Below are 25,883 nucleotides of genomic sequence, written 5' to 3'. Positions count from 1 at the left end.
ATAAAAGCTTAAAGATGGAATCAGGTAGGATTGTTCTTAGAGAACAACTTGGTTGTGTGTAATGCAGCTTTTGTTAGTTTTATTAAGGGATCTTGAGAGCTATTTAGCAGATGAAGTGTCCGTGCGTATCTCTGCAATTTTGTTAGCACTCTGGTAGCTCGTCCAAGCACCTTATGACTGAGGTTAAGTAAAAAATTTTGACGTAGAGGGCCGAAACTAAAATGCCTTATATAATCAGATAAATGTATATCGTAGGTGTTATTCCAACGTCGATCGAGCGTAGAGACAAACTCACAATTTTGAGTGTACTCAATGATGTGGCCGTTTTCTCCCCAGCCAACATCATATTCCGGTAACACTGTGAGATGTCTAGCCGAGATAACATCCGTTAACCATTGTTGTATTTTTAAATGATTATTAATCAAAATTACACCTGAATTAAAACGTCCGCTGTAGCTTTTGGCAAGATACAAATATTTATCTGGTTGAAGCAGAGATTCAAGTTGATGTGCACTTGTCTTTATATAAGCATCAGCATCGACAAATAACACGGTGTCGTATCCAGCCTTTAAGGCTTCAAGTAGCACGGTCAACTTTAACCAACAACACTCAACACCCAGTGAAGTAAAATATGGACGAGAGATCACTAAATACTCATAGCCATAGTGTTTTGCATAAGCTCGCTGTGAATCAATACAATTACGGTATAACCATTGGTAGCCGTTGAGAGCAATGCTAAAGATCAATGTCTTATTTGCCATACTAGTCGCCTTTTCTTTTGGTGGACAATCACAGTAATAACTACATGCAAGAACCAATCCATATCTAATAAGGCTTAATTTGCTACTTTTCCCCTGCGAATTGATAAAATATTGTGATCTGCGATGCAAATTGCAAAAAAACAATCATTTATCCTTTAAAAATACCTAAAAAAGCACCTAAGTAGTTATTTTTTAGAAGATATAAAAGTTGGCTCGATGTAAGCATTGTATTCCTAGTAATTCAGATAAAACCACCATATCGATGGTTCACTTAAGGTTAATTACAGGATTAGGAAGCAATATTATGAAAAAAAAATTCAGCTTTAGTTTTATCAGTATATTAATACTACTGAGTTATTCTACCTTAGCGACAGAGCAAGAAAATGGCGACTATGTCTGGCAATTTTTGTCTGGTCAGCCTTGGCCAGTGGGGTACGAACAAAATATTGGTAAGCCAGACAATCTATTGTGGAGTGCCAGTGAATACACCACAGATTTCTTTGCCCGTATCAACAATGCACTGCCAGAAAGTGAGGTAAATGAAGCTTTTATAACTGATGATTGTGGGTCCATAGTCGATCTGGATGAGGAAGGTGAAGTATTTGTTACTTTTGTTCACGAAGGAACGGGCTATAAAAATTCTTTTGGTTTTTTCACTTTTGACCGTGACAATCCACCACAAACTAGCGCTGAAGTAATGGAAACTATCGTTTTCCCCAATTTGTCATCGCCTCATATGGCCGGTGGCCATAGATTAAGTTTGGGTACTTTTCCTGCGGGCACCAGCATAGGATTTTTAATTGCCGCTAATGGTTTTGATTATTATACGGGTGTAAAATCGGAAGAAACACCTTACTACTACTCATTACCATATCTTAATCCAGAAGTAGATCCTGCTTTACGTCAACATACGGTGATGCTTTATGATGAAGGGGTCGGTGAAGTGATTTTGGGTTTTGAAGATTTACCGGGGACATGGGGTGATAACGATTTTAATGATGCGGTATTTAGCATCAAAACAAGCCCAGGAACTGCCATCCATAAAGAATCCTTAACTAACGTTCCCAATGTTAACGATAGTGATGCTGATGGTTTGATTAATTCTTTAGATGAATTTCCATATGATTATCGACGAGCATACAGTACTTATTTTCCAAGCAAAAGTGATTTCGTCACCCTCGCTTATGAGGATAATTGGCCAAAACTTGGTGACTACGACTTTAATGATTTAGTCGTTAAAGAGCGCTTTCAGACAACGTATGATGCTTCAGGGCTGGTCAGTGGTTTTATTATTCAGGGCTTAATCTCAGCCCGTGGTGGAGAAAAGGCTAATGGTTTTGCCCTAAGGTTAGTCGACATTCCAGCTTCACAAGTTGAATCCGCGAATTTTACCATCAATAATATAACGTACAACAAACAACCAGAGTCAAATCAAACAGACGCCGTAATTTCTTTATGGGGTAATAGTAAAACCTTCACTGAAACCGGTGAGACTGGGCAATGTTCGTTGTTTAACACCAACAAAAACTGTGCTGAGTTTGCACCAGTCGCATTTACTTTTGACGTGAAATTTACCAGTGGTTTGGTGTCATTAAACCACTCGGCCATTGATTTTTTTATCTACCGTTCAAATGATCGTACTCTAGAAATTCATATGCCGGGCTACGCGCCAACAGACTGGTTTAACTTTGCTCGTTTTGGAACTGAAGATGATACCTCTGATGTAAATCAAGACCGCTACTTTAGATCTAGCACAAATTTACCTTGGGGTCTAAAAATTAGCGACAACTGGGCTCACCCTCGGGAGTACATAGATGTTTTGTGGGCTTATCCTGGTTATGAAGAGTGGGTTGAAAGTTCGGGAGGCCTCGCTACTGCATGGTATAAAACGAGTGAGCGCACAAGCCACTTTTATGTTCCCAGCATAATTAACCCATAAAAGGATTAACGTAATGAAAAAATTATTGTCAAATACAGGATATATTGTCAAGTCACGCACCATTACGCTAGCCTTGACGACACTGTGCTTAGTTTTGCTGTTACCGGCAACTGCCACTGGCAAGACAACACAAGATTATCAGCCATCGGCTGGGAAGCTTGATGCTAATGCGGGTCGTTCAAAAGAGCTTTATGTCGAACCTGATTTTCGTTTTGACACCTTTAAATCGATGACCGTGGATATATCGGTTGTTGATCTGAATGGACAACCTGTATCGGGTGCCATTGCGCTTATTTCTAATATACCGGAGGATGTTTTAGACCTATATGATCAACGACTCGAACAGAAAGTACTAATAGGTATTGTCCGTTCAGATGAACACGGTCGTGTCTATCAAGCGTTAGAACTGTCAAGTTCGGTTAAAAGGGTCTTACTTGAGTTGAAAATACAAAGTGAGAACAATAAAGTGATCATTGAACTAGATGATACGCAATACATTAGTCATTTTTTTCAAGTGGAATAAGGTGTAAATAATCGTTAAGTGAGAGTCAACATTAATTACTATTGTGGCGTTAATATTGACGCTGATCAAACACCAATGATGTAGGATTTACCCCTAAAAAGTCGACATTTTTTTATTTTGACTGATATTTTGGAAAAGGATAACTCAAAAATGGTACCGACACCTTCAACAGACTTGACGTTTATTGTTGCGTTATGAGACTCGATAATCGCATATGAAACTGATAATCCTAATCCGGTGTCTTCTCCTATTGGTTTTGTCGTAAAGAATGGCGTGAACAGCTGTTGAAGGTTTTTTTGTCCATACCCCTTCCCGTATCAGTGACTTGAACATTCAAGAAGTCAATATCCTCACTAACCGTTATACTTAATACCCCGTTATTATCCATGGCATAAAAAGCATTGACGAACAGGTTAACAAATACTTGCTGCAGCTGCCCTTTATCTCCCATGATAAAGGGCTAATGTACCTGTATCCCCTGAATGGATTGGTGATACACACCAAGACTGGTAAACAGGATCCTCAGCTAATGGAAAATATTTCATTGACGCTAAGAGAATCTCTTTATCGAGTGACCATCCGGCCTCCTGATTCCAAATTTTGGTGTTATCAATATCCACCGGGGACCCTGATTTAGTAATGAGGAAAAAGCCATATTCTGCAGAGAGAAAATTTCCAGTTAATTCGACCGTATTTAATAGCCGTTCTATAATACCAATCCGCATAAATATCTGACCTATCTTACTTGTTAAAATTAACGCTAGCTTCGTTGTTTTCAATCTCAATAGCCAGCTATTGCTCAATCAAACGTCTTGCTATCATTACTTTTTCCTGCGCAATTTTAGACCATTTACTTATGCGGATTGGTATAACAGAGAGTTTGGAGATAACATCATCAGATGCTTTAGAAAGAAACTCGAGTTCTGCCTGCTTTTTTTTTGAGCTGGCTAAAGAAGCTTGCAAAGACTGATTGCTCTCGTATAGTTCCCTGGTGTAATTCTCAAGTTGTTTCCCGAGTTGTGGCGCACGACGAATGGTAGAAAGTACAGCCTGACTGGTGGATGACTTCTTGTAAATTAAAAAGCTGCCATATGAGCCTATACGACAATGGGTATTGAGCTTTCCTTTTTAGCTTAGGTTTCTGTTTGCCAGCTACCCTCAGATCATGGGAAAAGTATTAGGGGTTGTCTATCGCATACTTGCTACACATATCACTAAAAAAGCAGGCTACAACAAACAGACCGCAAAATGGGTGCGGTAACACTGATCCAACGATTCGGTTCAGCGTTGAATTTAAATATCCATTTTCACATGCTATTTCTCGACGGTGTGTATGCCGAAGATAACGATGGCAAAATGCGTTTAGATGAGAAACATCCCTGTTTCTCACCCTACGGGCAACCTTTGGTTGTCCTAATTCATTCCCGATGAATTAGTCATCAGATAAAAGCCCCGAAAAAAAGTGAACTGAATGTACTTTCACCTAATTAGCCAGTGTGTGGCATAGTTACGGATTTACTCCCATTTTGCTAATATTATGGTCCTATCTATTTCTGTTTTGCTAATATTATGGTTCTATTTATTTCTGTTTTGCTAATATTATGCCCATTTTATATAAAAAATGATTAAACGTTACTTATAGGTGGTGTTGCATAGCTAAACTGAATGACGTGAAGTGGTTTGCATTATATAACAACATCTTGCGCGGTCGATTTTTAACCAAAATGCCGTGTCAGGGTTATTTTACACAGCAAAGATATCTTTAAACATTTGTTTGTAAACAAATAAGTTTGATTGTTACATTGATCTTTACCGGCTATTTTTTGATTAACCCACTTTGATTTTATCTCTATCCCTGTTTCATTATCAATTAACATAGCATGATTTTTTGCGAAATATCTTACTTATATAAACACTGATAATTTATCCAAGCCAATGAAAAATATCATTTCATTGGCTTGTTTTGTGCATACTTTTCAGTAAAGGGTGAGGTAACGTTATCTCTCGGTGGATATTATGCAATTTAGAAACGATATTAATGGATTAAGAGCTATTGCTGTAATAGCTGTTTTGCTATTTCATTTCAATGCGTCTTGGATGCCTGGTGGTTTTGCAGGTGTTGATGTGTTTTTTGTTATTTCAGGTTTTCTAATGACGGGCATAATATTCAGGGGGATTGAACAAGGAAACTTTTCTATTGTAAAATTTTATGTTGCCCGTGCAAATAGAATTATTCCTGCCTTAGCAGTGCTTTGTTTAGTCTTACTCGTATTTGGTTGGTTTTATTTAACACCGCTTGATTATAAATCATTAGGTCAACATGTTGGCAGTAGTATCGGTTTTTTTTCCAATATTATTTACTGGGGAGAGTCAGGTTATTTTGATGCGAGCTCACATGAAAAATGGCTATTGCATACGTGGTCATTATCAGTCGAATGGCAATTCTATATAATTTATCCATTAATCCTTGTCGCTATACATAAGTTCATGCCTGTAAAGACGATGAAAGTGACGGTACTACTTGGAACGGTCTTAGGCTTTATTTTTTGTGTCATCGCTACCTACAAATGGCCTAACGGTGCATATTACCTACTACCAACGAGGGCGTGGGAAATGATGTTCGGCGGCATTGCTTACCTATACCCTGTTAATCTAAAAGATAAAAATAAAAAACTAGTAGAGGGGTTTGGCTTAACTTTGATTGTGGGTTCTTACTTTTTAATCTCAAAAGATAACTATTGGCCAGGCTATTTGTCATTATGGCCAGTGTTAGGGGCCTATTTAATTTTACTAGCAAAAAGAAAAGACAGTTTTATCACCAGCAATCTAGTTTTCCAAAAAATTGGTGCTTGGTCTTATTCTATCTATCTATGGCACTGGCCTGTAGTTGTCGCTATTTATTTTTTCTCATTAAATGATTTATTTATCTTTTTAGGCATTGTGTTGTCAATAACCTTGGGTTTTTTGAGTAATAAATATATTGAGAAAACTAAGTTTAGCAATACCTTTGCTCAGCCATTCGATTACTTAAAGTGTAAGCCCTTGTTTATGGTTTTTCTAATAGGATTTCTATCTTTTTATAACGATTACACCAATGGTGAGAATGGTTGGCAAACAAGGCAAGATTCATTAACACAAAAAACATATTTGGTTATTGAAGAGAGAACTGAAAAACCTGACAATGGTCAGGAAGATGTGAATGCCAATCAAGACTTTTCAGCTTGTCGTTTTAATGTGCAGACCCTGACAGCTCAAGCGGCACTAAGATTTAAACAGTGTAAAGCTAAATATGGCGCAGGTATTTTAATATTAGGTGATAGTCATGCGAATGACTTATTCAATATGGTTACTTCTAAATTTAGTAATCAATTTATTGTTGGAGTAACAAGCACTGAGGGCTGTCGACCACATACACTAAAGAGCCATTGCAAGTATGAAAAAGTCACAGACTTTATCTCAATAAATAACCATGTATTTAACCATGTTATTTATGAGCAAGGTGGATCTTATTTATTAATTGATGAGCAAGGTAATAAAGGTTCAAAGAATATGTTTAGTAAACTGGCCTTCTCAGAAAGTGTTGATAACATTAGTGTTGACATTGGGCATGTTGATACAGTAAGTGCCTATTTGTCATCAATAAGTGAATTTGTACCCGTTACTTGGTTCGGTAGTAGGGTTGAACCGCATTTTACTAATAGACATTTGTTGCAGAAAGGTTGTAATTTTGAATTTAAGTTACGGCCAAATCAAAAAGGGGCGTTTGATTTACTTGATAATCATATCGAAAATAATATTTCTATCTTAAAGAATGTAAAATTCCTATCTCAAAATCAGCTGTTAAAGTATAAATTCCCCCAAGATTTTATGAACTGTAAAAAAATACTGTGGGATGATGGTGATCACTTATCAAGTTTTGGTGAAGAAGTCATTGCCAGGCGCCTTCCCAATAGCTTTTTACGTTATTAAAATGCAATGTTTCGAGCAAAATCTGCGGGCTAGTATGTTATTCTGCTAACCATGGTTGAAGATACAGCAAGCGTTTATAAAAGGTGTACAACAAAATAACAGGCACCGATTTATTTATTATATCCTAACCAGTTAATCAATGAGTCGCGATCACAGCCGATAAATGCTCTAGGCGCTCTATTTTAGTGATTATTAAGGCGAGGGCAATTATACTCGGTAAAAATTTCATTTTTTACCGAGTGATGACGAGGCGATTCTTTTAACGCATATACTCTCAATAAGCTAAATATTTGTCATGTCGAAATGAATGTTGGTGGGTAATTTATAGATTTATAACGCTATGGGGCATATATGGACGCCCTGTTTATTGCAATTTTAATGAAGATTACAGTCTGCTGTCATATATCCGACGTCTCAGTAGGTTGTCAATAACCTGCGCCATAGTGTAATCCGAGTCCTGTCTCCTAATCACAAAGTCGACATTTACATGCCAAGCCCCAAAGCAGGTTTTCACAGGAATGGTTGACCGTTTTTCATCAAGCATTGCAAACTTAAACTAGGGTGTATATTTTACTTATCTACTTTTTTTACTCGTTAATTATGCACTTTTAAATGCACAACTCGCTTAATTCGTAATTACCATTCTTGGTGATTTTGCCCCGTTTTGTTTTTCCTCTTTAACTGAATTGACGAGGAACTAAACCACACCACGCAGATAATTGCCGACAATTTGAGAACTGCTCTCCTGAGCCAACCTGACTTAAAAACGCAGTGGTTACAATCGGACCAAATCCTGGAATAGCCAACAGAGCTTGATATCGTGGTTGTTGTTTGCAGAGCGCTTCAAGATCATTGGTTAATGATTTGATACCAAGGGTAAGGGCATTAATCTCTGTCAGTAAATCATAAAGCATACGTCTCATCACAAGTGATAATTCATTTTCGGCATCTTCTAGTGCGATAGGCACCTGCTCTTTTAAACACTTAAAGCTTTTTGCGATTACCACGCCATACTCACTGGCTAAGCCTTTTAATTGATTAGCAGCGGCAAGGCGTTGTTCGACTCTTTGTTGTCTTATGCATCTTATGGATTTAATATCTTGAAGCTCGACAGTTTTTGTTGGAACGCTATGAATACTTGAACGAGAGGCAGCTTCACATATCGCGTGGCATCATTAGCATCATTTTTGTGATGACCAACAAATGGCTTAACGTATTGAGGTGGAATAAGTTTTATTTTAAAACCTATTTTAGCAAAAGTACGGGGCCAGTAATTCGAAGTACCGCATGCCTCGATAGCGATCAGCGTGCCTTCTGGCAAATTGGCGAACCACATCTAATAGACGTGCTCTTGTGACTTTTTATCAGAATGGATCACATCTTGCTCAGTTAAAACACCAACTTGAAAATAATGTTTAGCTAAATCAATACCAACCACTTTAATGTTCATGCGATGCTCCTTGGATTAAACGATCTAATCTAATTATGGCTAACATAACGCCATTGGGGATGGGCGTCGATCACATCACATAACGCCTTAGTTTTCTTCCGGAAAGTAGCTCACCTCCTCAGGCAAGTCTATTTGCATAAACATACGTTCATCATAAACAAAAGTAATATTCATAGCTGGTTTGCACAACAGCGGGACGCACTTGCCCTTTACCTAAAATTTTGTAAAGACGGGTGAGTATATGAGAAGTATCTGACTTTCGTAGCTTCATTAAGATGAAAAAGAAGTCAATATGAAATTATGAACTAAAGTAGATTTTGGATCTAATGAAAAATGACGTTTATTCTACTTATCCTCGGAACATAAGCATTTCACACACTTATCACTCGATGTGATTAAGATTATTTGTGATTATGATTGGCCGGGTAATATCGGTCAATTAGAAAATATTTTTCAGGCTATGGGGGTACTTAATACTGGCACACAAATAACCTCAGAAATGATCATTAAGTCATTATCTACTACTGTGGTTAGTCCGCATTTATTAAGCACAAAGCAACTAACTAAAGCTAATGTTGAAGAGGCGGTTGAAAAAGGCACTCCACTGCCAATATCAGCCTCTGAAGTATTACCTTTATGGAAAATAGAGAAGATGCCAACCGAAGCCGCCATTGATTTTTGTGCTGCTAATGTGCCTAAAGCGGCTGCATTATTAGGGGGTATCCCTTCGACCATATACCGTAAAAAATGAATGGGTAATGCTCCTATTTAGTCTTTAGAAGCATCAACTAGTATGGGGCTATTTGGCGAGCCTAGCGAGAAATTAGAATTTACTCATCCTCTCAAGAGGTTTGTAATGCAGAAATCCTGACTTTCAGTCAGGATTTTTTACATTAGTTGGTTTTATTATTTTAGGCCTACTATACCCATGTTACTTCAAGATGCTTTGTCAGGCGCAAGGTCGTAGACCAGAGCAAGACGCAACATGAGGTAATGGTTATTCCCTTTTCGATGGGTGCAACGCAGCGCTGGTTTTCGACCTTGCGCCCCGTAGGGCAAGGTAAATTGTGCCAATCTGCGTTGTTATAAAATATCTATGTAGAATAACTAACCTTCAATTTTATGCCTAGCATCTCAGCACAATTTTCCTTGCTGACTTTGCATCTTGAAGTATCATGGGTATAAATGGCAAGTAAGATACTAAACGTCGTTCCTTTTCCTAACACCGATCGCACTTTAATATCCCCACCATGTTGCTCAATAATATTATGGCAGATGGATAATCCCAAGCCGGTACCTTTTCCAACATCTTTAGTGGTATAAAATGGGGTGAATATATTCTTTAAATCTAGATCATTAATTCCACTCCCGGTATCTTCAATCTCTATCACCACAAAACCGTTATCTTGAAAAGTGCGTATATATATATCGCCTTTATCGCTGATCGCTTGGCCTGCATTCATGATGAGATTCATGAACACTTGGTTGAGTTTACCTGGATACACCATAATCTGAGGGATTTCTCCTAACTGTAAGTGCAATTTACAGTGGTACTTTATTTCATTATTGACCATATTAATGCTGGTTTGTAAACCCTCGTTAATATCCGTTAAGGTTTTATCTGGCGCATCTAAGCGAGAAAAATCTTTTAAACTGCTCACTATTTCACTGACTCTATCAATGCCAGATATCGAGCTACTCAATAGGTGGGGTAAATCAGACAGTATGTATTCAATATCATGTTGTACGGCGAGTTGTTGCTGCTGTGTTTGTTGTTCATCGAGCAATAGTTGATTGACCTCTTTTGTATAGGCGCAAAGGCTATCTGTATACTCTTGAAACATCTGGAAATTACTTTTAATAAAACCAATTGGATTATTAATCTCATGAGCAATGCCAGCGGCTAATACCCCAATGCTAGCCATTTTCTCTGACTGTACTAACTGTGACTCACTGAGTTTACGATCTTTATAGGCTTGGCTTAACTGCCTGTTCGCTTCTTTTAACGAGGACTCTCGTTGTTCAACCTGCCTTACCATTTTATTAAACTGCTTGAACAGGCGGGCAAACTCATCAATTTTTATATTTTCGTGTAGTTCTGTTTGCTGTAACCCTTGCTCTAAATCCTCGGTTGCAGCGGATAAAGAAACTAACGGTTTAACAAAGGTGTAATGGGCATAAAAGTAAGCAACAATTAAGATGGCAAAAGTGACCGCCGCAATAATAATGGCAAGCTCAAAGAGTAAATTATATAACTTTGGAGTGAGCAGTGTTTGATCAAAAGTGATGCGTAGCGTAACAGGTAGCTCACTCCATGTAATTTCAATTACTTCTCCATCGATATGTTCGCCAAATTTAATAATGTTGGTTTGCTGGTTAACTATTTCAATACTAAGCCCATCTAGTATCTTATCTCGATGAATTTCGGCAATGGGTATCTCAATCAGTAAAATGCCTTGGATAATACTCTGATAACTGACGGTGGCAGAGAGTACCCAATAATATTGCTGATTAATTATGAGTAATTGGATGCTACTTGTTTGTTCTGAGTTGAGCAGTGGTTGTATCCAAGTTTGTTGCTTAAAATTAGTGGGATTTTCCTTTGTTGAATAGATGGTATTGCCTGCAAAATCCAACAAGGATTGATTATACTTTTTCCCTAGCATGCTCATGCCTTGCATAAAGTCACCAATTTTCCCCAAATGGCTCTCTGGTTGCATCACTGTTTGTAATATTAATGGTAATTTTGCCTGCTCTTGCAATAAAATTAAGCGATCATGTAAAAACATTTTGTATTTATTACTGAGCGTTTTTGCTTCGCGTTCATTATTATGATTTTGCAACTGCTGGTGAGACTCAAGCACCTTCTCAATCACGAAGGTAGTGATCAGCAGTGCTAATAAAATACAAATGAGTGCAACAAACCGCGTTATTGCAATGGAGATGGTCTGTCTGGGCATAAAATCCTATTAATCTAAATTCAATTCAGCAGAATAACTTCATTTTTGGAGCCATAAAAGCCCATCGTATAATCACTACTGCCCAATGCTTCGTGTGCATCAGGCGTCTTTATTGTGTATTTAGAATAGGGCTTTTGATACGTTTTGATTAAACCTACTACTGGTTTTTGTAAATTCTCTAAGGCATCTTTGATTGCTTGCCTATCTTCAATCACATTGCCTGTTAATCCTGATTGCTCAATGGCAGCTATCAATAACTTTGTTAAATCATAAGCATGCACAAAACCACTTTGTACTTGAATATCATACACACTATTGAATTCAGGAAAGTGATGTATGGCATTTTTTAATACACTACGTTGAAATGGGTTAAGCATCGGGTTTAGAAAAGAGAAGGAGGTTTGAATAAATTCAATATCAAGATTCTTACGTATATTCGGGGTGATCACGCGCGTAAAGTCACCACCTGTTATGCCCCAGTGACTTCTTATTGGTAGGCGATATTGCGCGGGTAATTCAGACATCGCTTGGGCTAGTATTTTACCTTCTGATGCATTCCCAACAAAAAAGATGACATCGGCGCCACTGTCCGCAATATCGCGTAATAATATACTGGCATGATTTTTACCTAATCCCCAGTTAAACCAGGTAATACCTCGTGGTGTTAAGCCTGCTTTTTCTAATGCAATGGTCATTGTTTTTGCATTAGATTTTCCCCAACCAGTGTCTTCTAATAATAAAAAAGGTTCAATGAAGCCTTGCTTGACGGCATGTTCAGTAATGATATATCCGGCTTTACTGTCATCAATCGACAATCTGAAAATCCAATTTTCTGATTGTATTGTGCGTGTAATGGGGGCTGCCGCCGCCCATGGGTTTAATAGTAATATTTTGTTGTTATTAATAAATTTCTGATTGGCAAGAATAGGCGGGGAGTGCAGGCCTGAGAAAACGAGTAATGCATGTGGGTCCTTTAAGAATTGTTCGAGATTCTGTTTGCTGCGTAAAGAATTGCCCTGATGATTCTTACTGTGTATCTCGAACTTGTACCCCATAATGGTAAAGTTAACCTCTGATAATGCGCTCTCAATACCTTGTGAAATGGATTCGCTAGCGGCCTTTGTACTTATAAAGTCGGCATCTAGATAAATATTGTAATGCCCAGCCGTTACCTGTTGAGCATTACAGAGTGCACTAGAAAATACTAAAAATAAACTACAAATGAATTTAGACACGTTTTAACCTTCTGTTTTGGCATATAAACTCTATTGATATTTTCCCATTATTATCGTTATCAAATCTCCTTGACCGTCCTAGCCGCGATAAGGGGGTGTCGTATGCCGAAAATTTAGATGAGTGAAACCACGAGAGGACATGAGATCCTCATCGCCACTGATAAACTTCTCAGGTTACAATCCTATATAGCGAGATTCATGCCAGTTTATTGTGTCTTTTAACTCATTGATTTATATTTATTAATTATATTTTATTTTTATATGTAGCCATTGGCAGATAAATTGGCACATCAATTTTCGCAATTTGCTATGCAATTTGCTAATGACGGGACCTATGTTAAAAAATATCCACTGACAATCTTAGCTTCTTCATGCAATGGACTGGTGATAATGCCAAAACTGATAAAACGAGACTTTATTGATTAATTGTTCAGTAGTTATTTCAGTTTTACTGAGCTATGTACAACAAAGTAAAAATGTTTTTATTTGTTTTTTGATTCATTCACGGATAAAAAACTAATAAGTGAAAATAGCTTAAGAAGGTGTCATTGTAAAGGTAGACCTATCTAAGTAACGAAGTAGATATTGCCAATGACCAGACAAACTAATGCAAGTATTTTATTTGTTGATGCTTCTGAAAAATAGATCCCCCCTCAGATAAGTTTGTTTGAATATACAAAAGCTCATCATAAATAACCCGTGTTGGTTTGTACTTTTTTCCCCCCTAATTTTGGAAAAACAGGTAACTCATAGGCGAGAAATGTCTAACTTGCGCTCCTTCATTGAACTCAAAAAGAGGTGCACTTTGAAATTTGAGCTAAAGTATATTTTAAAGCTTATGAAAAATAACGTTTATTCTACTTGTACTCATCATTAATGTCCCCGAAAAGTGGTGCGAAGTTACTGACTTTATTTGAAAATGCATAGTCAGTGAATTTAATAATACACTCTGCTTTTATCGACAAATATGGGGAATCCACTGTTATATAACAACAAGCAGGAAATAAGTAATGGGAATGACTAAATGTGTGGATTGCCATCAGGACATATCCGATCAAGCGATAAGTTGTATCAATTGTGGTCGGCCATTAGCTTCCAAAACACCGTCCAGTGGCATGATCAACAGTGCTTGGGGGGCAGTAGCAAAATCGAAAACGCCAATAAATTTGTTTGCTATAGCCATAATGTCCTGCTCTGCAATTCTTGGAATGAGCGCGACCCAAATTGAAAACAGCGTTTCACTCACTGCTTTTACCTACACGTTACATACTTTTATGGCGGTTACTGGAATGTTTTTCGTGACCATTCTGTTCTGTCGTAAAGCTATTTATCATCCGGATGATCTGGCTAAAGCAAAGCGTGATGGTTTCACTGATATTGGTGAAGACAAGCCCAAAATTGCAGCTGTGCTTATTGTTCTGATGCTAATTGCCTATGGCTTATTCCAATATAGTTCCGACAAAATGCAACCAAAGACGGCATTATATTGCGGCAATGAACAGGGGGTAGAGCTGAGGGTATGTTGACGTTTTCGTCATACATTATTTTTTACGCAGCCTAATATTAACAGATTCTAGAATTTTTAAATGCGCTGTTATTTTTGGCCTTGTATAACAATAACTTTGCTGTAGCACTATGCCTGCTTTTTCGCATTATTTGATCAGCTGGTTTTGAATATTATTAGGTTGCAAAAATGTAGGTGCATACATATTAACAAATATAATAACTGGATGTCCGTAACTTATTTTCGCACGTTATTTATTACCGGGACTTACATAGATCATTTAATGAGTGGAATGAGTATAAAAAAAGTGCCATTCGAGTTAGCTCTGAATGGCATTGTGTTTATTCAAATCAATAGGTTCAGTTTTTAAACCTTTGGATGCACTTTTTTTACATCATTTGAATGTGCTATTGGCAGTCAAATTACATCAATGAATTTTTCTTCATCAATTCTAAATCTACGTCTTTTAGCTCCATTTCATCCATAATGAAGTTTACTGTATTCAGGAGTCTTTGTTCGCCCGTTGGTATCAGGTAGCCGAACTGGCTTTTTGTAAAGGGGGTCTTTTCACGAACAGCCTGCAGCTTGTTATTGATAGTCTGATAATAAAGTGCTTCAGGCGTTTCTGTTACCATCACATCTACCTCTCCTGCTGCAACCGCTTTTGGTACATCCAGATTATTTTCAAACTTGAGCAGAGTTGCCTTGTTCAGAAAATTTTTCGTTGGTTCCACCAATATTTATGCCAACCTTAACTTCAGAAACGTTGACTGCTTCAATAGTGTCGAAAAGATCTTGTTTTCCATTTGCAACTAAAAATAGCTTACCAAAGGTCATGTATCCTTGCGTTTGTTCTGCGGAAAACTGACGGGTAATACCACCCATGGCGATATCGTATTTATGCGTTACTAGGTCTGGAACTAAGCCTTTCCAACTGAAACCTAACCTCAACACCTAGCTGAGCTGCAATGTGTTTGGCAACGTCAATATCGTACCCAGAGTAATCTTACCATCAAAATAAGAGAAGGGTTTGTAATCACCAGTAGTACCTACTGTCAAATATCCTTTTTTCTGAACATCTTCCAGAAGATCTGCATGCGAAGCAAAGCTGAGTGTAACAAGAGAAGCTAGTCGTCATTTGAATAGTTTCATATCTTCATTTAATTCCTTTGGGTTATGTTGATTTTTAATAGACTCGAAAGAGCAATGTTACATATTATTAGCTGCGTTCCTATATTAATCTATTTATAAAAAGAAAATATCGTCCAACCATCTTTATCCTCATCTTTGATCAATTGGGCAGAAAGATAAGCATGGCTAAAAATGTATAAGCCGTTAAACTTCACAATCGGCTTTATCGGGCTATTATTACAGTTGTCACTGTTTTTGCTGTTGTCACTGTTTTTGCTAAAGACTAAAATCTGCAAAAAAAACGCCAACCTAGGTACTCTTACATAATTTTCCAGTATTTTTGAGCAGTTTACTCAGTAAGGGCGCGCTTTAATATCAGAAAACTTTCGGTTGAGTACTTAGGTGCCTGTATTTTCTGTTTTATGCACTTATATGCCTTTTGAAATGATCAAATGTTTTTATTAATAGGTAATTAATTTGGCAGCCCTAAAGCAATTCCCCTCAATAGAGGGTGACAATGTGAGTGATGAAATACTTTTTGGTGTCATAGCTCAAGATATCGAAAATAAAGGATATAGTGTCCTACCAGGCGCTTTTCCAGAAAGGTTGGCTAGTTCATTATTTTATTATCAGCAAACAATGGAGGCGGAACAATTTAAAAGTGCAGGCATAGGCAGGGGGAATGAATATTCAGAAAATAAATTTGTAAGAACCGATGAAATTTGTTGGATTACAGGGGACACTGAAACCGGTGAAAAGTGGCTGGATTGGTCTTCAAATCTGCAACGCTTCTTAAACCGCCGTCTATTTTTAGGTCTTTTTTCATTCGAAAGTCATTTTGCCCACTATGGACCTGGAGATTATTACAAAAGACATTGTGATGCCTTTAGAGGTGAAGCTAATCGCATTTTATCAATTGTTGTGTATTTAAATACTGGCTGGACGAGTGCCGATGGTGGCGAATTAGTGATATATAAAGATGAGCACGATCAACAAGGGATTAAAGTCGTCCCTCTTTTAGGCACATTGGTTACCTTCTTAAGTGAGGAATTTCCTCATGAAGTGCTTGCTGCTAATCGGGATCGTTATTCTATTGCGGGATGGTTTCGTGTTAATACATCCGTTACAGCTAAAGTAGATCCGCCCTTATAGGCCACATAAGGCGAGGGCGAATGACATACTCATCTGAGGTGCTTAAAAAGGCACGGGCATCTCTGGGTTACTGGTGTCTAGCAATGGGATCAGCGCGCCCTTCGGCAGTGTTGCGTGGCCTTTGACCCAATCTTTCATCCACTGTGGATCTGGCTCTTTTCTGGGATTAAAGCCGGGCAGCAGAGCCCTGAATATAAAAGGACCTATTGCGACACACAAATTAACTATTTCTTTGGCTATCTGAAACAGCGTTTTGGGACGATACAATATTTTGTCTTTTTTAAGCGCAATGCACATCCCCCAAAATCCCAGTCCCATGACGTGGCAACTGCCGTGAAAAACACCCAGAAAGCGAGCGAAATACTGGCCTGAACAAGCCATATAGGCATCGTAAGCAACCGTTTTGTGTTCACTTTCTTCAATCATATGCATGATCCAGAAGGAGCTGACATGTCGGTCCGCACCGCCAAAAAGCGCGACGCGTTTGTTGATAAGCCAGTGAGTCAAACCATTTGTAATAGATTCAAAACCGGCTGAATAGGCTAACTGAGTGCGTAAGCTTCTTTTCTCTAGGCGGGCATAAGCTTTGGCCATGTGCTTCTCCAGCCGCTCCAACTCGGGATAGCCATTGGCTTTCAATAATTCATTGTACTTACGATGACACTTGTAATGATTTGCCTCCTGCCGATTAAAACCCGCGAGATCTTTTAGCAACTCAGGGTCTGTAATGTGCTTGCGTGCTCTTAGTATTGAATGTATCAGGTAGGGTTCAAGGTAAGGCATGATCAGGGAAAAGCCATTAAACAAGTGCGAGCGCACCGGGTTACCGGGTATCCAAATCGGGTCAAGGTCCTCGGGAAAATCAAAAGTGAAATTCCTTACTACGATCTGGTCGACATCCTTGGGCTGATATGCATACTGGGGTTGCGTGATAGTTGACTCCATTCTTTTTATTGTGCAGCGCTAAAAGCCTTCGTCTTATATCGCCATTTGCCCAAGAAACCCCGGTACATATGTTGTGTGAATACAGATCTGCGCATGCGTCATAAAACGCTGAATCATCAGCATAATAGTGCCCTTGACGTGCCTGCCCACTGTCTTCACCAATAATTAATATTTTCTCACAAAAGGCGATCAAAAGGTAGGACGGTCAGTGTGCTGAGATAAATCGGTATTAGATTTAACCGTTATAAAGCAAATTTTTCCACACTGAGCGAGAATGCCATTCGAAGCTGAGCTGAAGGGCATATTTTAATGCTTATTCCGACTTCAGCTTGCTTAGCTCACGGCTGAGATTAGGTCGGATACGCTATTATATATTTTCAAAGAGACGGCTTTAACCTCTTCTTTCGCATTATTTACCGCATAACCATTATATTTTTCGAGCATCGGAATATCATTTAAGTCATCACCAATCACGGAAACACAATATTTGTCTGCTTTAGAATGCTCAATAATAATATCCAGACCGCTGGCTTTACTTATTCCTTTAGGCACTATGTTTATGTAATTTAGGTTGATAAATACTTCTACTTCACTCTCATATTTGAGCAGAATTTCTTCTTTTAATATCTTTGCCTTTTCAAAATTATCATTTAAACAACCAATAAGTAAGACTTCCCCATCAAGCGCTGTTTCTATTGTTTTTGAATATATCTTAGCGTTTCTTTCATATACTTCTCTGGAAATTTCATTGCTCAGGCTGGCCTTTTTACTGGTCATATTACAGCCATCAAATCCATTGGAAATAATCAATTCATCACCAAACTTTTCTTTTAGCATTTCAACCAGCTCTCTGGCTAACGCATTGTCCAGTGCTTGTTTAAATAGAATATTATTTTTGCCATCGACAATAAAGGAGCCGTTAAGCGATACAAGATAGTCATAATCTATATTTCTGATTTTTTTCTCATGAAGCATGCTTGCAACATCCCGGCCGGTACTGATTGCAAAAATATTTCCTTTATTTCTCCAATTTTCGACCGCAATGAGGTTTTTTTTTAAATCCAGCTGATTATTTCTATGAAATGTTTTATCGTAATCTGAAGCTATTAATTTAATATTATTTAACACTTTCTTTCCTTAAGTCTTATGGAACATCAATAATACTTTATCGAGATCTAACAGGTGAGGGCAATTCACCGAACCTGTCTGTTAAGTGGTTTGCTAGGTTATATCTTAACAGTTTTTTATATTTGCTTGTTAAAGTGATTGAGTCTTTCATTTTTGTCCGTTATTAAGGGGCTGCGCGAACGCCGATAATACTATGTTGTATTTACGACGGGCTGATAGTTAGATTAATCAATAATTCTTAGTGGATTTTCATGTTAAAATATTGAAAATTATTAATAAACTGAATAAAAAATAATGTATGAAAAATTATTAGAGCCTATCAACTCCTTTTTAAAATGTACTACGCCCGACTCTTGGGTTGATCAAGCTAAAAAAGCAGAAAATTTACCCATTCTTCTTCGGGATCACTTGCTATGCGAATTAAAAGCGTCCCAAAGTGCTTTATTTTTACTTAAACGTTATGCTTTAAAAGATGAGGGAATAGAGCAACTAGTGAAGCTTGTTAAGCCCTATGAACAATTTGCTTATAAGCGTATCGGTAATCTAGAAACCCTTAAAGGCAAGAATGTTTTATCAAAGTCGATTAAGGCTCGTTCCGACTGTCCTTACGGTCAGGATATGGTCGATAAAATGGTTTTATTGATAAGAGAAGAATTACATCACTTTTATCAAGTATTAGAAATTATAGAAGACAATAATATTACTTATGAATCAATACCTGGCTCACGTTATGCGAAAGGGTTGTTAAAAAAGGTTCGCACCTATGAACCGCAAGCGCTTATTGATAAATTGATAATAGGTGCCTTTATAGAAGCAAGATCCTGCGAAAGGTTTGCTAAAATAGCACCGCATTTAGATCCTAAAATAGGAAAGTTTTACCTGTCTCTGCTGCGGTCAGAAGCGCGCCATTATCAAGATTATTTAGCATTAGCAGAGCATATTTCAGGACAAGACATAACCGAGAGAGTTGCTTTTTTTGCTGTTGTTGAAGCTGAACTCATTCAAGCACCTGATTCTGACTTTAAATTCCACTCAGGAAAGCCAAGCTTTTTGTAAGGCTCGGCTCCATTTTATTGTGGCCCCATGTCTTTCTTTTCGCTGGGTTTTGCTTGAATTTTATTCGTATGTCAGGCATCACCATGCCGGTATTATTTATTTTCACTCTCGTCGGAGCATATTGACTTGCCAAGCCTGATTTATGGAAGATCCGTTGCTCGCGGCAAGCGAGGACTGATGAGAGGCTGAAATTTATGACAATACCTATTTCGTTGCTACCTGTTTTTTGTTAATAATTAGTTACCAAAAATCTAATTTCTAACTAAACTTTATTTGTTATCACACTTTTAGCTAGCAGCAATTAAAGGAAGTTGAATGATAAATTTTCCTGCTCTATCACCTATTAAAATAATTCTTCATCGATTAAGTAATCATCAGGTTATCAAGCAGGCAAAAGAAGACTGCGGAATAAACACTGCAAACAACAAATTGAGCGCAATGATCTTTACTGCCATCTGTTTATTATTATCACCTGTTACTTTTGCTAAGCAATCAGACTCTATCGCGGTTTCCGTTGGCGTGTTTGATATAGGGAATGCTAATAATGATACGGCTGCAGAGATGGGTATTGAGTATCGTTTTGCACCACTTCAATCAGTATATAACCTGATACCGACAGTGGGTTTTGCCGTTAACGCTGATCAAGCTTACTGGCTCTATGGTGGTGTTCGTTATGACTTTCCGCTAAATGAAAAGTGGGTACTGACTCCAAATTGGGCAGTCAGCTACTATAACGAAGGTGACAGCACCGATCTGGGATCTGATATAGAATTCCGCACTGGCCTTGAACTGGCATACAAGCTGAGCGCTAATTCCCGTCTGGGCGTGGGCCTTTCTCATTTATCCAATGCCGGTTTTGCAAGCAGAAACCCCGGTTCAAATTCAATCATCCTGAGTTATAATTTTTCATTCGCTGCGTTTAAATAGTTCAATCAACTGATTAGCATATTTACTGTCATCCACTTCTCCACCAGTCACTATTAACAGCTAAATGTATTTTACTTGTATTTAACCCTATGCCGTTTGTTCACGGGCAGCCCCTGCTCTATCCTGGTGTGCCTTGACGTAATTATACCAAAAGAACTAAAAAGGTGATCACTCTTGCTGGTTAAAATCATCCCTAACTGCGTTGTGAGTTTTGAAGTGAGAACAACTATCTCCTGCAACTCACGCCTTGTTAGTGCTAATTTTTCCTTCGCAATAATTGATCACTTCATTAATTCCTTTGGTATTACTGCTTTCAGACGTAAATATGAACATTCATTTTTATGATGAAGTATGCGTGGTTATTTTTTGTAACAAACTTAAAGGTACTACCACAGAGGGCTGCGCTACACAGAGTAAAGAGGACTATATAAGTCCGCGTACACAACATAATTATCCACCCCCTTTCTATTGAAAGAGATGATGAAATTAGGTCATGAATATATAATACAAACTTAAGTCCGAAGACACTACCATCAATAAACTCCCATTCAACATCACTATCACTTGATAATTTTTTAAATCATCTCATCAAGATACCTTTCCTAGACCAAAGTAAAAATCGGCGATAAATCGTATTCCATAAGTTAAAAAAATCAGATAAATCACGCCAAGGGCAAGCAGCACACAAGCGCCAGAGAATGCCTTCCATTGCCTGTCTATATTCAGATTTTTTATGCACTCTATCCTCAATAGAAATAGCTTTTAGTTTTGATCATAACTCATCGGTGAGTATTGTTCGGGGCATGGCAGCGGATCAAGTTTTTTTCTGGAGTAAATTATATGGTATTCCCTTTGTCGTATAAATTTCAAATAAAGATCAGCAGCCCTCTAGCGCATAACGAATGAATAGCTATATTTAAAGATGAAATATGATCGATCTTGCTTAGTGATTTTATAAATTTTATGTACATCGAAATAGATAACTTCAAATATTTTGCTATAAGCATTAACAGTGCGTAATACCAAATGTATTAAAAATGTGATCTTGCATTGCGTCGGAAAATTAATACTGGAAAGGAATGAGCTGCAGGAAGTAGTTATTATCCTTTCAAAAAATCATATGCAACGATTTTGAACCACTTTAGCTTTATTACTAACTGGTGAAGAGAAGGATGTTCTGAATAGAACTCATTACACCGATAGGCTTGATTTTAGCCAGCAAGGCTGATCACTTATTTGATGCGTTTGGTATAACCACATTAAGTGATAAGGAGATTTGACATGAAGAGTAAAAAAGATAAACCCACCGATTCTGAGAAAAATGCTAACTTTAAAATAGAAGGTGACATTCAGCGCGAACAGGCTGAGTGTGAATCTGGTGATCTGAAACTAGCCGTCTATGTTTTCGATAGAGCCGGCGCTCTAATCGGCAATACAGATATAAAGGATAAAGGTAATTACAGTGTTTCAGTTCGGCTAAATAAACCTGCTCAGGTGCAGCTGATTATTGGTCCGATAGGCGATGCGCAACAAATTCGCCATTCCAGCGCCTATAGTAAACTGTTCGCCGCAACAGATTGGCGTGGTGAAGAACAACGGTACAGTCTGCATTTTGATAGTTTATTACCGCTAGCTGTGTGGCGCCTCTGGTGGCCTCAACGCATTTGTGTCAGTGGTCATGTCCGTAAATTAGTTCATCAAGATAGCAATACCGAACTCTGTCCGGTGCCGTTTGTGAAGGTGGAGATATATGATGTTGATCGCGAAGCTTGCTGGTGGCCTTGGTTGCGCAAGTGGCCAGATCTGGCTCTTGACCGTCAAGTTGTACGCATTCCCGACTTACTAAAGGAGCCTCCTTTTCCGCCGCGCCCGTTTCCCAGACCAGATCTACTGCCAGAATTGGATTTAGGCGGAATTTCTGACCTATCCCAAGGGATTAATTTATTATCATCACCTTTGCCGAAGGTGACTATCAATCCTCAACCAGAGCCGCCAGGAAAATTGCAGCTAGCCTCTGCAACTACTTTTAAGCGTGTGGGCGAAGCCGCATTATTAGACAACACCACCGCGGCACGTCTGGATAATCTCACCCTGACTTCTAAACTAGCGCCATGGCATGTTTTTCCGCTGTGCTTTTACAGCAAGGCTCTATTATGCGAAACCAACACCGATTGCAATGGTTATTTCAACTGCTGCTTTAACTGGTCGCCGTTCCACTTCCGCAGAGGGCGTCTGCGCTTTGATGCTCGCCCTGATATTATTATTAAGGTCACTCAGATCGTTAACGGTGTAAAGACAGTTATCTATATGGATCCGTATACCAGTACACGCTGGAATGTAAACAATACCCATATTGATCTGTTCCTGGATAATGAAGAGGTGATTTGTGGTAATGGTCATTGTTATGAGCCACCAACTGGTTCACCAGTATTCTTCACTCGCATTGGTGATGATGAAGTTTATCAAATTAACCAGACAACAGGCCTCTACAACCAAACCCCTTATAGCAATGTAGCCTATGGGCATAGCCTGTTGGTGTATGGCCAGTTTGGTGATCATCTGACGAGCAGCGATCCGGTCCTTGGCGATCCGCCGCCATATTATTATTACCGTCTTTCCTACGCCAAACAGGGTAGTCATGATCATGACTTCAAATTTATTGATGTCACACTCAATGATACGCGGGTCGATAAAAGCACGCTAATTGGTCTAAGCCATAAACTGGGGCCCTATCAAGTTAATGCGGTACCTAGCCTGTACGAGATGCGTAATTTCAATGACTATTACTGGTACAATCCTGATTGGATTGGGGTATGGCAGAGCTGGTTGGCAGAAGAAGATACGGGGATCTATATATTGCGCATGGAGGTGTTTGATAAGAACGGCCTTAAGCTGAACACTGCCTCTGGTTCAGTCGATTACCGTAACGGTGCCGGCGTCGGTAATGGCATACCGCCGGCTCCACTACCGGTTATGGTCGATCACAGTGATCTGGTGATCACTTTGGATAATAAACGACCCGATGCCGAAATCACTGTTCCAAGTGTGATGAATGACTGCGGTGTCATCCCGTGGGCGGCAGTGCCACCACTGGACTTATATGTAAATGCATCACAGGAAAACAATCGCCTGCACGGATGGCATTTATGGTATACCAAGGGTGTTGGTACAGAGCAATCCTTAGCGAGCAATATATCCAATAATGGTCTGCCTGGAAGTTTCACCAATTATCATGTTTCAGGAGCATCGTTGCTGACTGGTCTGGACTCGACCTGTGCCTTTGCTCTCAGGCTGAGAGCTTGGGCACATGTACGTAATGGGCGTTATTTTATCTTTTACGATGAAGATATTGATGCCATTGCAATCGAGAAATGTCCTTAGTTATGACTGGCTGCAGGCGCAGCTGTTCAGACGGCCTCGGTTCATTGCAATAAAACCTGAGAGGAATCCCGCTATTTTTGGGGTTCCTCTTCTGCGCATAGATCTGAGTAAATGTGCCCCTATTGGCAATAGCGAAATAATCGGTGAAAATAGTGTTTATGGTCAGTGTGATTTTAAGATTGATTTTGATCGTGATATTGTTGAACCAGAGTAGGAATTGAAGGTGATATAACGCCTATTCAGTTGTACATTAAGCCTACGTGCGGCGCAATGTATCAGGCTTTAAATTTGATAACGTGTATTACTTAAACGCTGGAACAACGATCATCCTATCAGCGAATGGGAGATAGAGCGCAATAAAAAGAACTGTGAAGTTCAAGGTTCTGGTAATCAATATATCGGTGAATATTAGAGGAAATTTATGGCAAAACCAAATACTAAAGCGCCCTCTAGAAGTGTGAATATTTATTGCAGCAAATGCCAACATCCACTTTTTAAATATAAAAAAGGCGGAAAAGGCTCTCTTGTTAAATGCTTCAAAGAGCGAATTACTAAAAATTTCACCACGGAAGAATGTACTTGTCCTGAATGCGCAACCGTGTTCGCCAGAGAGATGCTAATACGCGGTACCCCTGCCTATAAAATGATAGGCGGAAAAGTATGGTTTAAATAGGAGCATTATCCTATCGCTTAAAGCTAAAAGAGAACAATAAGGCAGGACAGCCAAGCCTTTTTGACTGTGTAAAATAAGGGGTTGAAGGCAAGATCTAAATCAGTATTTTTATGAATATAAAGCACAAAACGCAGCTGAATACTCAAAGGAAAACTATAATCAGCCCTATAAATGCAGTAAATGTTATTTTTGGCATCGGTCATAACGCCGGTAAGAAATACCTTAGGTGTACCGCTGGAGAGGGTACATATAGAATGGTTATTCATTTGGCCTGTTATTATCAAAAGAACGGGTGTCTCGCTTTTTCAGTTTTTAGTCCGTTAACAAGGGCGTTAGTGCGTCAAATAGGTTTGGGTTCAATGATGAGTTTTGAAAGTTGTGAGTATGGCGTAGGAGACAACTCTTATACAATGGCGGGAAAGTTATCTGGTATTACTAAACTCGTTGATGATTTTTATCATAATATGAATGTTTTTTCAAAATCAAAGAAAATTAGAGATATGCACCCCAGTGATTTGTCAGAGTCTCGGAAAAAGCTGTCCTGTTTTTTATCCGGTTGGCTTGGCGGGCCTAAATTGTATGCTGAGCATTACGGGAGTATCAATATTCCCTTAGCGCATAAGCATTTGTCAGTCGGTATTGAGGAAAGGGATGCATGGCTTTTGTGTATGCAAAAAGCCATCGATCAACAACCCTATGAAGCATCATTTAAAATTTATTTAATGGCACAATTACGCGTTCCGGCAGAACGAATCAGAATGGTGTCAGGCACTTAGATTAACAAGGACAATCGCATGCATCCAGATAATATAATTCAGTTTCGCAAGCAGTTGATAGCCCTTAAGGAAGAGCTCATTGTAGCCCTTGCCAGCACTGCAAATGATATCAAACCAGTGGCTCTGGATCAGGCCGCTGTTGGCCGCGTATCGAGGGTCGATGCCATGCAGATCCAGCAAATGGCACTTGAATCTTCGCGCCGTCGAGAACGTCGATTAATCAGTGTGGAGCAGGGGCTAAAGCGATTGGATCAACAGATATATGGAATCTGTATTGACTGTGATGAAGACATCAATGTACGCCGTTTGGAAATCGATCCAACGGCGATTCGCTGTATCAAATGTGCACAAGCCCTTTCGATGTAATCACCTC

General features: G+C 38.8%; 22 protein-coding genes and 4 pseudogenes. 15 read left to right on the top strand and 11 right to left on the bottom strand.

The window, feature by feature from the left end:
• Positions 1-20 precede the first annotated feature (20 nt).
• A complete protein-coding gene (locus CXF72_RS08710; protein WP_101038579.1) occupies positions 21-761 on the bottom strand; it encodes a hypothetical protein in 741 nt (246 codons plus the stop codon).
• Between the two features lie 304 nt (positions 762-1,065).
• On the opposite strand from CXF72_RS08710, the gene CXF72_RS08705 reads away from it, so the two are divergent.
• Positions 1,066-2,700, top strand: coding sequence for an LruC domain-containing protein (locus CXF72_RS08705; RefSeq protein WP_101038578.1), 1,635 nt, complete (start codon positions 1,066-1,068; stop codon positions 2,698-2,700).
• Between the two features lie 25 nt (positions 2,701-2,725).
• Positions 2,726-3,223: a hypothetical protein gene (locus CXF72_RS08700; RefSeq protein ID WP_157823221.1), complete on the top strand. Its 498-nt coding sequence runs from the start codon at positions 2,726-2,728 to the stop codon at positions 3,221-3,223.
• A 65-nt stretch (positions 3,224-3,288) separates the two neighbouring features.
• Here CXF72_RS08700 and CXF72_RS20225 read toward each other — a convergent pair.
• Positions 3,289-3,611, bottom strand: a pseudogene (locus tag CXF72_RS20225) (sensor histidine kinase).
• Between the two features lie 52 nt (positions 3,612-3,663).
• Entirely contained in the window at positions 3,664-3,843 is a 180-nt protein-coding gene (locus tag CXF72_RS19310) for a hypothetical protein (protein ID WP_157823220.1), read from the bottom strand.
• Between the two features lie 392 nt (positions 3,844-4,235).
• On the opposite strand from CXF72_RS19310, the pseudogene CXF72_RS08685 reads away from it, so the two are divergent.
• Positions 4,236-4,585, top strand: a pseudogene (locus CXF72_RS08685) (transposase); the annotation flags it as partial.
• 654 nt (positions 4,586-5,239) lie between these two features.
• Complete coding sequence (locus CXF72_RS08680) at positions 5,240-7,192, top strand: acyltransferase family protein (RefSeq protein WP_101038575.1); 1,953 nt, start codon at positions 5,240-5,242, stop codon at positions 7,190-7,192.
• 677 nt (positions 7,193-7,869) lie between these two features.
• Here CXF72_RS08680 and CXF72_RS08675 read toward each other — a convergent pair.
• Positions 7,870-8,199 carry a transposase gene (locus CXF72_RS08675; RefSeq protein ID WP_101038574.1) on the bottom strand — a complete coding sequence of 110 codons (330 nt, stop codon included), beginning with the start codon at positions 8,197-8,199 and terminating at the stop codon, positions 7,870-7,872.
• An 813-nt stretch (positions 8,200-9,012) separates the two neighbouring features.
• On the opposite strand from CXF72_RS08675, the pseudogene CXF72_RS08665 reads away from it, so the two are divergent.
• A pseudogene (locus CXF72_RS08665) lies at positions 9,013-9,393 on the top strand (sigma-54-dependent Fis family transcriptional regulator); the annotation flags it as partial.
• 343 nt (positions 9,394-9,736) lie between these two features.
• On the opposite strand, the gene CXF72_RS08660 reads toward CXF72_RS08665, so the two are convergent.
• Positions 9,737-11,602, bottom strand: coding sequence for a sensor histidine kinase (locus CXF72_RS08660; RefSeq protein ID WP_101038571.1), 1,866 nt, complete (start codon positions 11,600-11,602; stop codon positions 9,737-9,739).
• A 20-nt stretch (positions 11,603-11,622) separates the two neighbouring features.
• Positions 11,623-12,837: an ABC transporter substrate-binding protein gene (locus CXF72_RS08655; RefSeq protein ID WP_101038570.1), complete on the bottom strand. Its 1,215-nt coding sequence runs from the start codon at positions 12,835-12,837 to the stop codon at positions 11,623-11,625.
• A gap of 1,010 nt (positions 12,838-13,847) precedes the next feature.
• Here CXF72_RS08655 and CXF72_RS08650 point away from each other — a divergent pair.
• Positions 13,848-14,363: a hypothetical protein gene (locus CXF72_RS08650; RefSeq protein ID WP_101038569.1), complete on the top strand. Its 516-nt coding sequence runs from the start codon at positions 13,848-13,850 to the stop codon at positions 14,361-14,363.
• Between the two features lie 400 nt (positions 14,364-14,763).
• Here CXF72_RS08650 and CXF72_RS19565 read toward each other — a convergent pair whose 3' ends face one another.
• Together CXF72_RS19565 and CXF72_RS19560 are read right to left on the bottom strand one after the other, a co-directional pair.
• Positions 14,764-15,075 (bottom strand): transporter substrate-binding domain-containing protein, encoded by a 312-nt coding sequence (locus CXF72_RS19565; RefSeq protein WP_198552541.1) that lies wholly within the window; start codon positions 15,073-15,075, stop codon positions 14,764-14,766.
• A complete protein-coding gene (locus tag CXF72_RS19560; protein ID WP_198552540.1) occupies positions 15,026-15,226 on the bottom strand; it encodes a hypothetical protein in 201 nt (66 codons plus the stop codon). The genes CXF72_RS19565 and CXF72_RS19560 overlap by 50 nt, the downstream gene beginning before the upstream one ends.
• Before the next feature lie 765 nt (positions 15,227-15,991).
• Between CXF72_RS19560 and CXF72_RS08635 the strand changes: the two genes are divergently transcribed.
• Positions 15,992-16,624 (top strand): 2OG-Fe(II) oxygenase, encoded by a 633-nt coding sequence (locus CXF72_RS08635; protein ID WP_198552539.1) that lies wholly within the window; start codon positions 15,992-15,994, stop codon positions 16,622-16,624.
• 42 nt (positions 16,625-16,666) lie between these two features.
• Here the strand turns inward: CXF72_RS08635 and CXF72_RS08630 are convergent, their stop codons facing one another.
• Both CXF72_RS08630 and CXF72_RS08625 read right to left on the bottom strand, forming a co-directional pair.
• Entirely contained in the window at positions 16,667-17,569 is a 903-nt protein-coding gene (locus tag CXF72_RS08630; RefSeq protein ID WP_232784920.1) for a metal-dependent hydrolase, read from the bottom strand.
• Between the two features lie 333 nt (positions 17,570-17,902).
• Complete coding sequence (locus tag CXF72_RS08625) at positions 17,903-18,697, bottom strand: HAD-IIB family hydrolase (protein WP_101038566.1); 795 nt, start codon at positions 18,695-18,697, stop codon at positions 17,903-17,905.
• A 294-nt stretch (positions 18,698-18,991) separates the two neighbouring features.
• Here CXF72_RS08625 and miaE point away from each other — a divergent pair, with 294 nt between their 5' ends.
• Positions 18,992-19,753, top strand: coding sequence for a tRNA isopentenyl-2-thiomethyl-A-37 hydroxylase MiaE (miaE, locus tag CXF72_RS08620; protein ID WP_101038565.1), 762 nt, complete (start codon positions 18,992-18,994; stop codon positions 19,751-19,753).
• Positions 19,754-20,068: 315 nt separating this feature from the next.
• The gene (locus tag CXF72_RS08615; RefSeq protein ID WP_101038564.1) at positions 20,069-20,680 is read left to right on the top strand and encodes an acyloxyacyl hydrolase; all 612 of its coding nucleotides are present in this window, start codon (positions 20,069-20,071) and stop codon (positions 20,678-20,680) included.
• 580 nt (positions 20,681-21,260) lie between these two features.
• Here the strand turns inward: CXF72_RS08615 and CXF72_RS20220 are convergent.
• On the bottom strand, positions 21,261-21,419 hold the full coding sequence (locus tag CXF72_RS20220; protein ID WP_198552538.1) for a transposase: 159 nt from the start codon (positions 21,417-21,419) through the stop codon (positions 21,261-21,263).
• A gap of 542 nt (positions 21,420-21,961) precedes the next feature.
• Here CXF72_RS20220 and CXF72_RS08605 point away from each other — a divergent pair.
• From CXF72_RS08605 to CXF72_RS08580, 6 genes and pseudogenes are all read left to right on the top strand, one after another.
• Positions 21,962-24,061, top strand: a complete 2,100-nt coding sequence (locus CXF72_RS08605; protein ID WP_101038563.1) for a hypothetical protein — start codon at positions 21,962-21,964, stop codon at positions 24,059-24,061.
• On the top strand, positions 24,033-24,275 hold the full coding sequence (locus CXF72_RS08600) for a hypothetical protein (RefSeq protein WP_101038562.1): 243 nt from the start codon (positions 24,033-24,035) through the stop codon (positions 24,273-24,275). The genes CXF72_RS08605 and CXF72_RS08600 overlap by 29 nt, the downstream gene beginning before the upstream one ends.
• Before the next feature lie 99 nt (positions 24,276-24,374).
• Positions 24,375-24,473: pseudogene (locus tag CXF72_RS20215) on the top strand (hypothetical protein); the annotation flags it as partial.
• Positions 24,474-24,482: 9 nt separating this feature from the next.
• Positions 24,483-24,734, top strand: coding sequence for a hypothetical protein (locus tag CXF72_RS08595; protein WP_101038561.1), 252 nt, complete (start codon positions 24,483-24,485; stop codon positions 24,732-24,734).
• Positions 24,735-24,844: 110 nt separating this feature from the next.
• Positions 24,845-25,510 carry a group II truncated hemoglobin gene (locus tag CXF72_RS20125; protein WP_332870227.1) on the top strand — a complete coding sequence of 222 codons (666 nt, stop codon included), beginning with the start codon at positions 24,845-24,847 and terminating at the stop codon, positions 25,508-25,510.
• A gap of 18 nt (positions 25,511-25,528) precedes the next feature.
• Complete coding sequence (locus CXF72_RS08580) at positions 25,529-25,876, top strand: TraR/DksA family transcriptional regulator (protein ID WP_101038559.1); 348 nt, start codon at positions 25,529-25,531, stop codon at positions 25,874-25,876.
• Positions 25,877-25,883: the final 7 nt, after the last annotated feature.

The sequence above is a fragment of the Psychromonas sp. MB-3u-54 genome (assembly GCF_002836415.1).
Classification (GTDB): domain Bacteria; phylum Pseudomonadota; class Gammaproteobacteria; order Enterobacterales; family Psychromonadaceae; genus Psychromonas.
The sequence above is the reverse complement of the archived record's forward strand: the minus strand, read 5'-3'. Positions and strand labels throughout refer to the sequence as shown.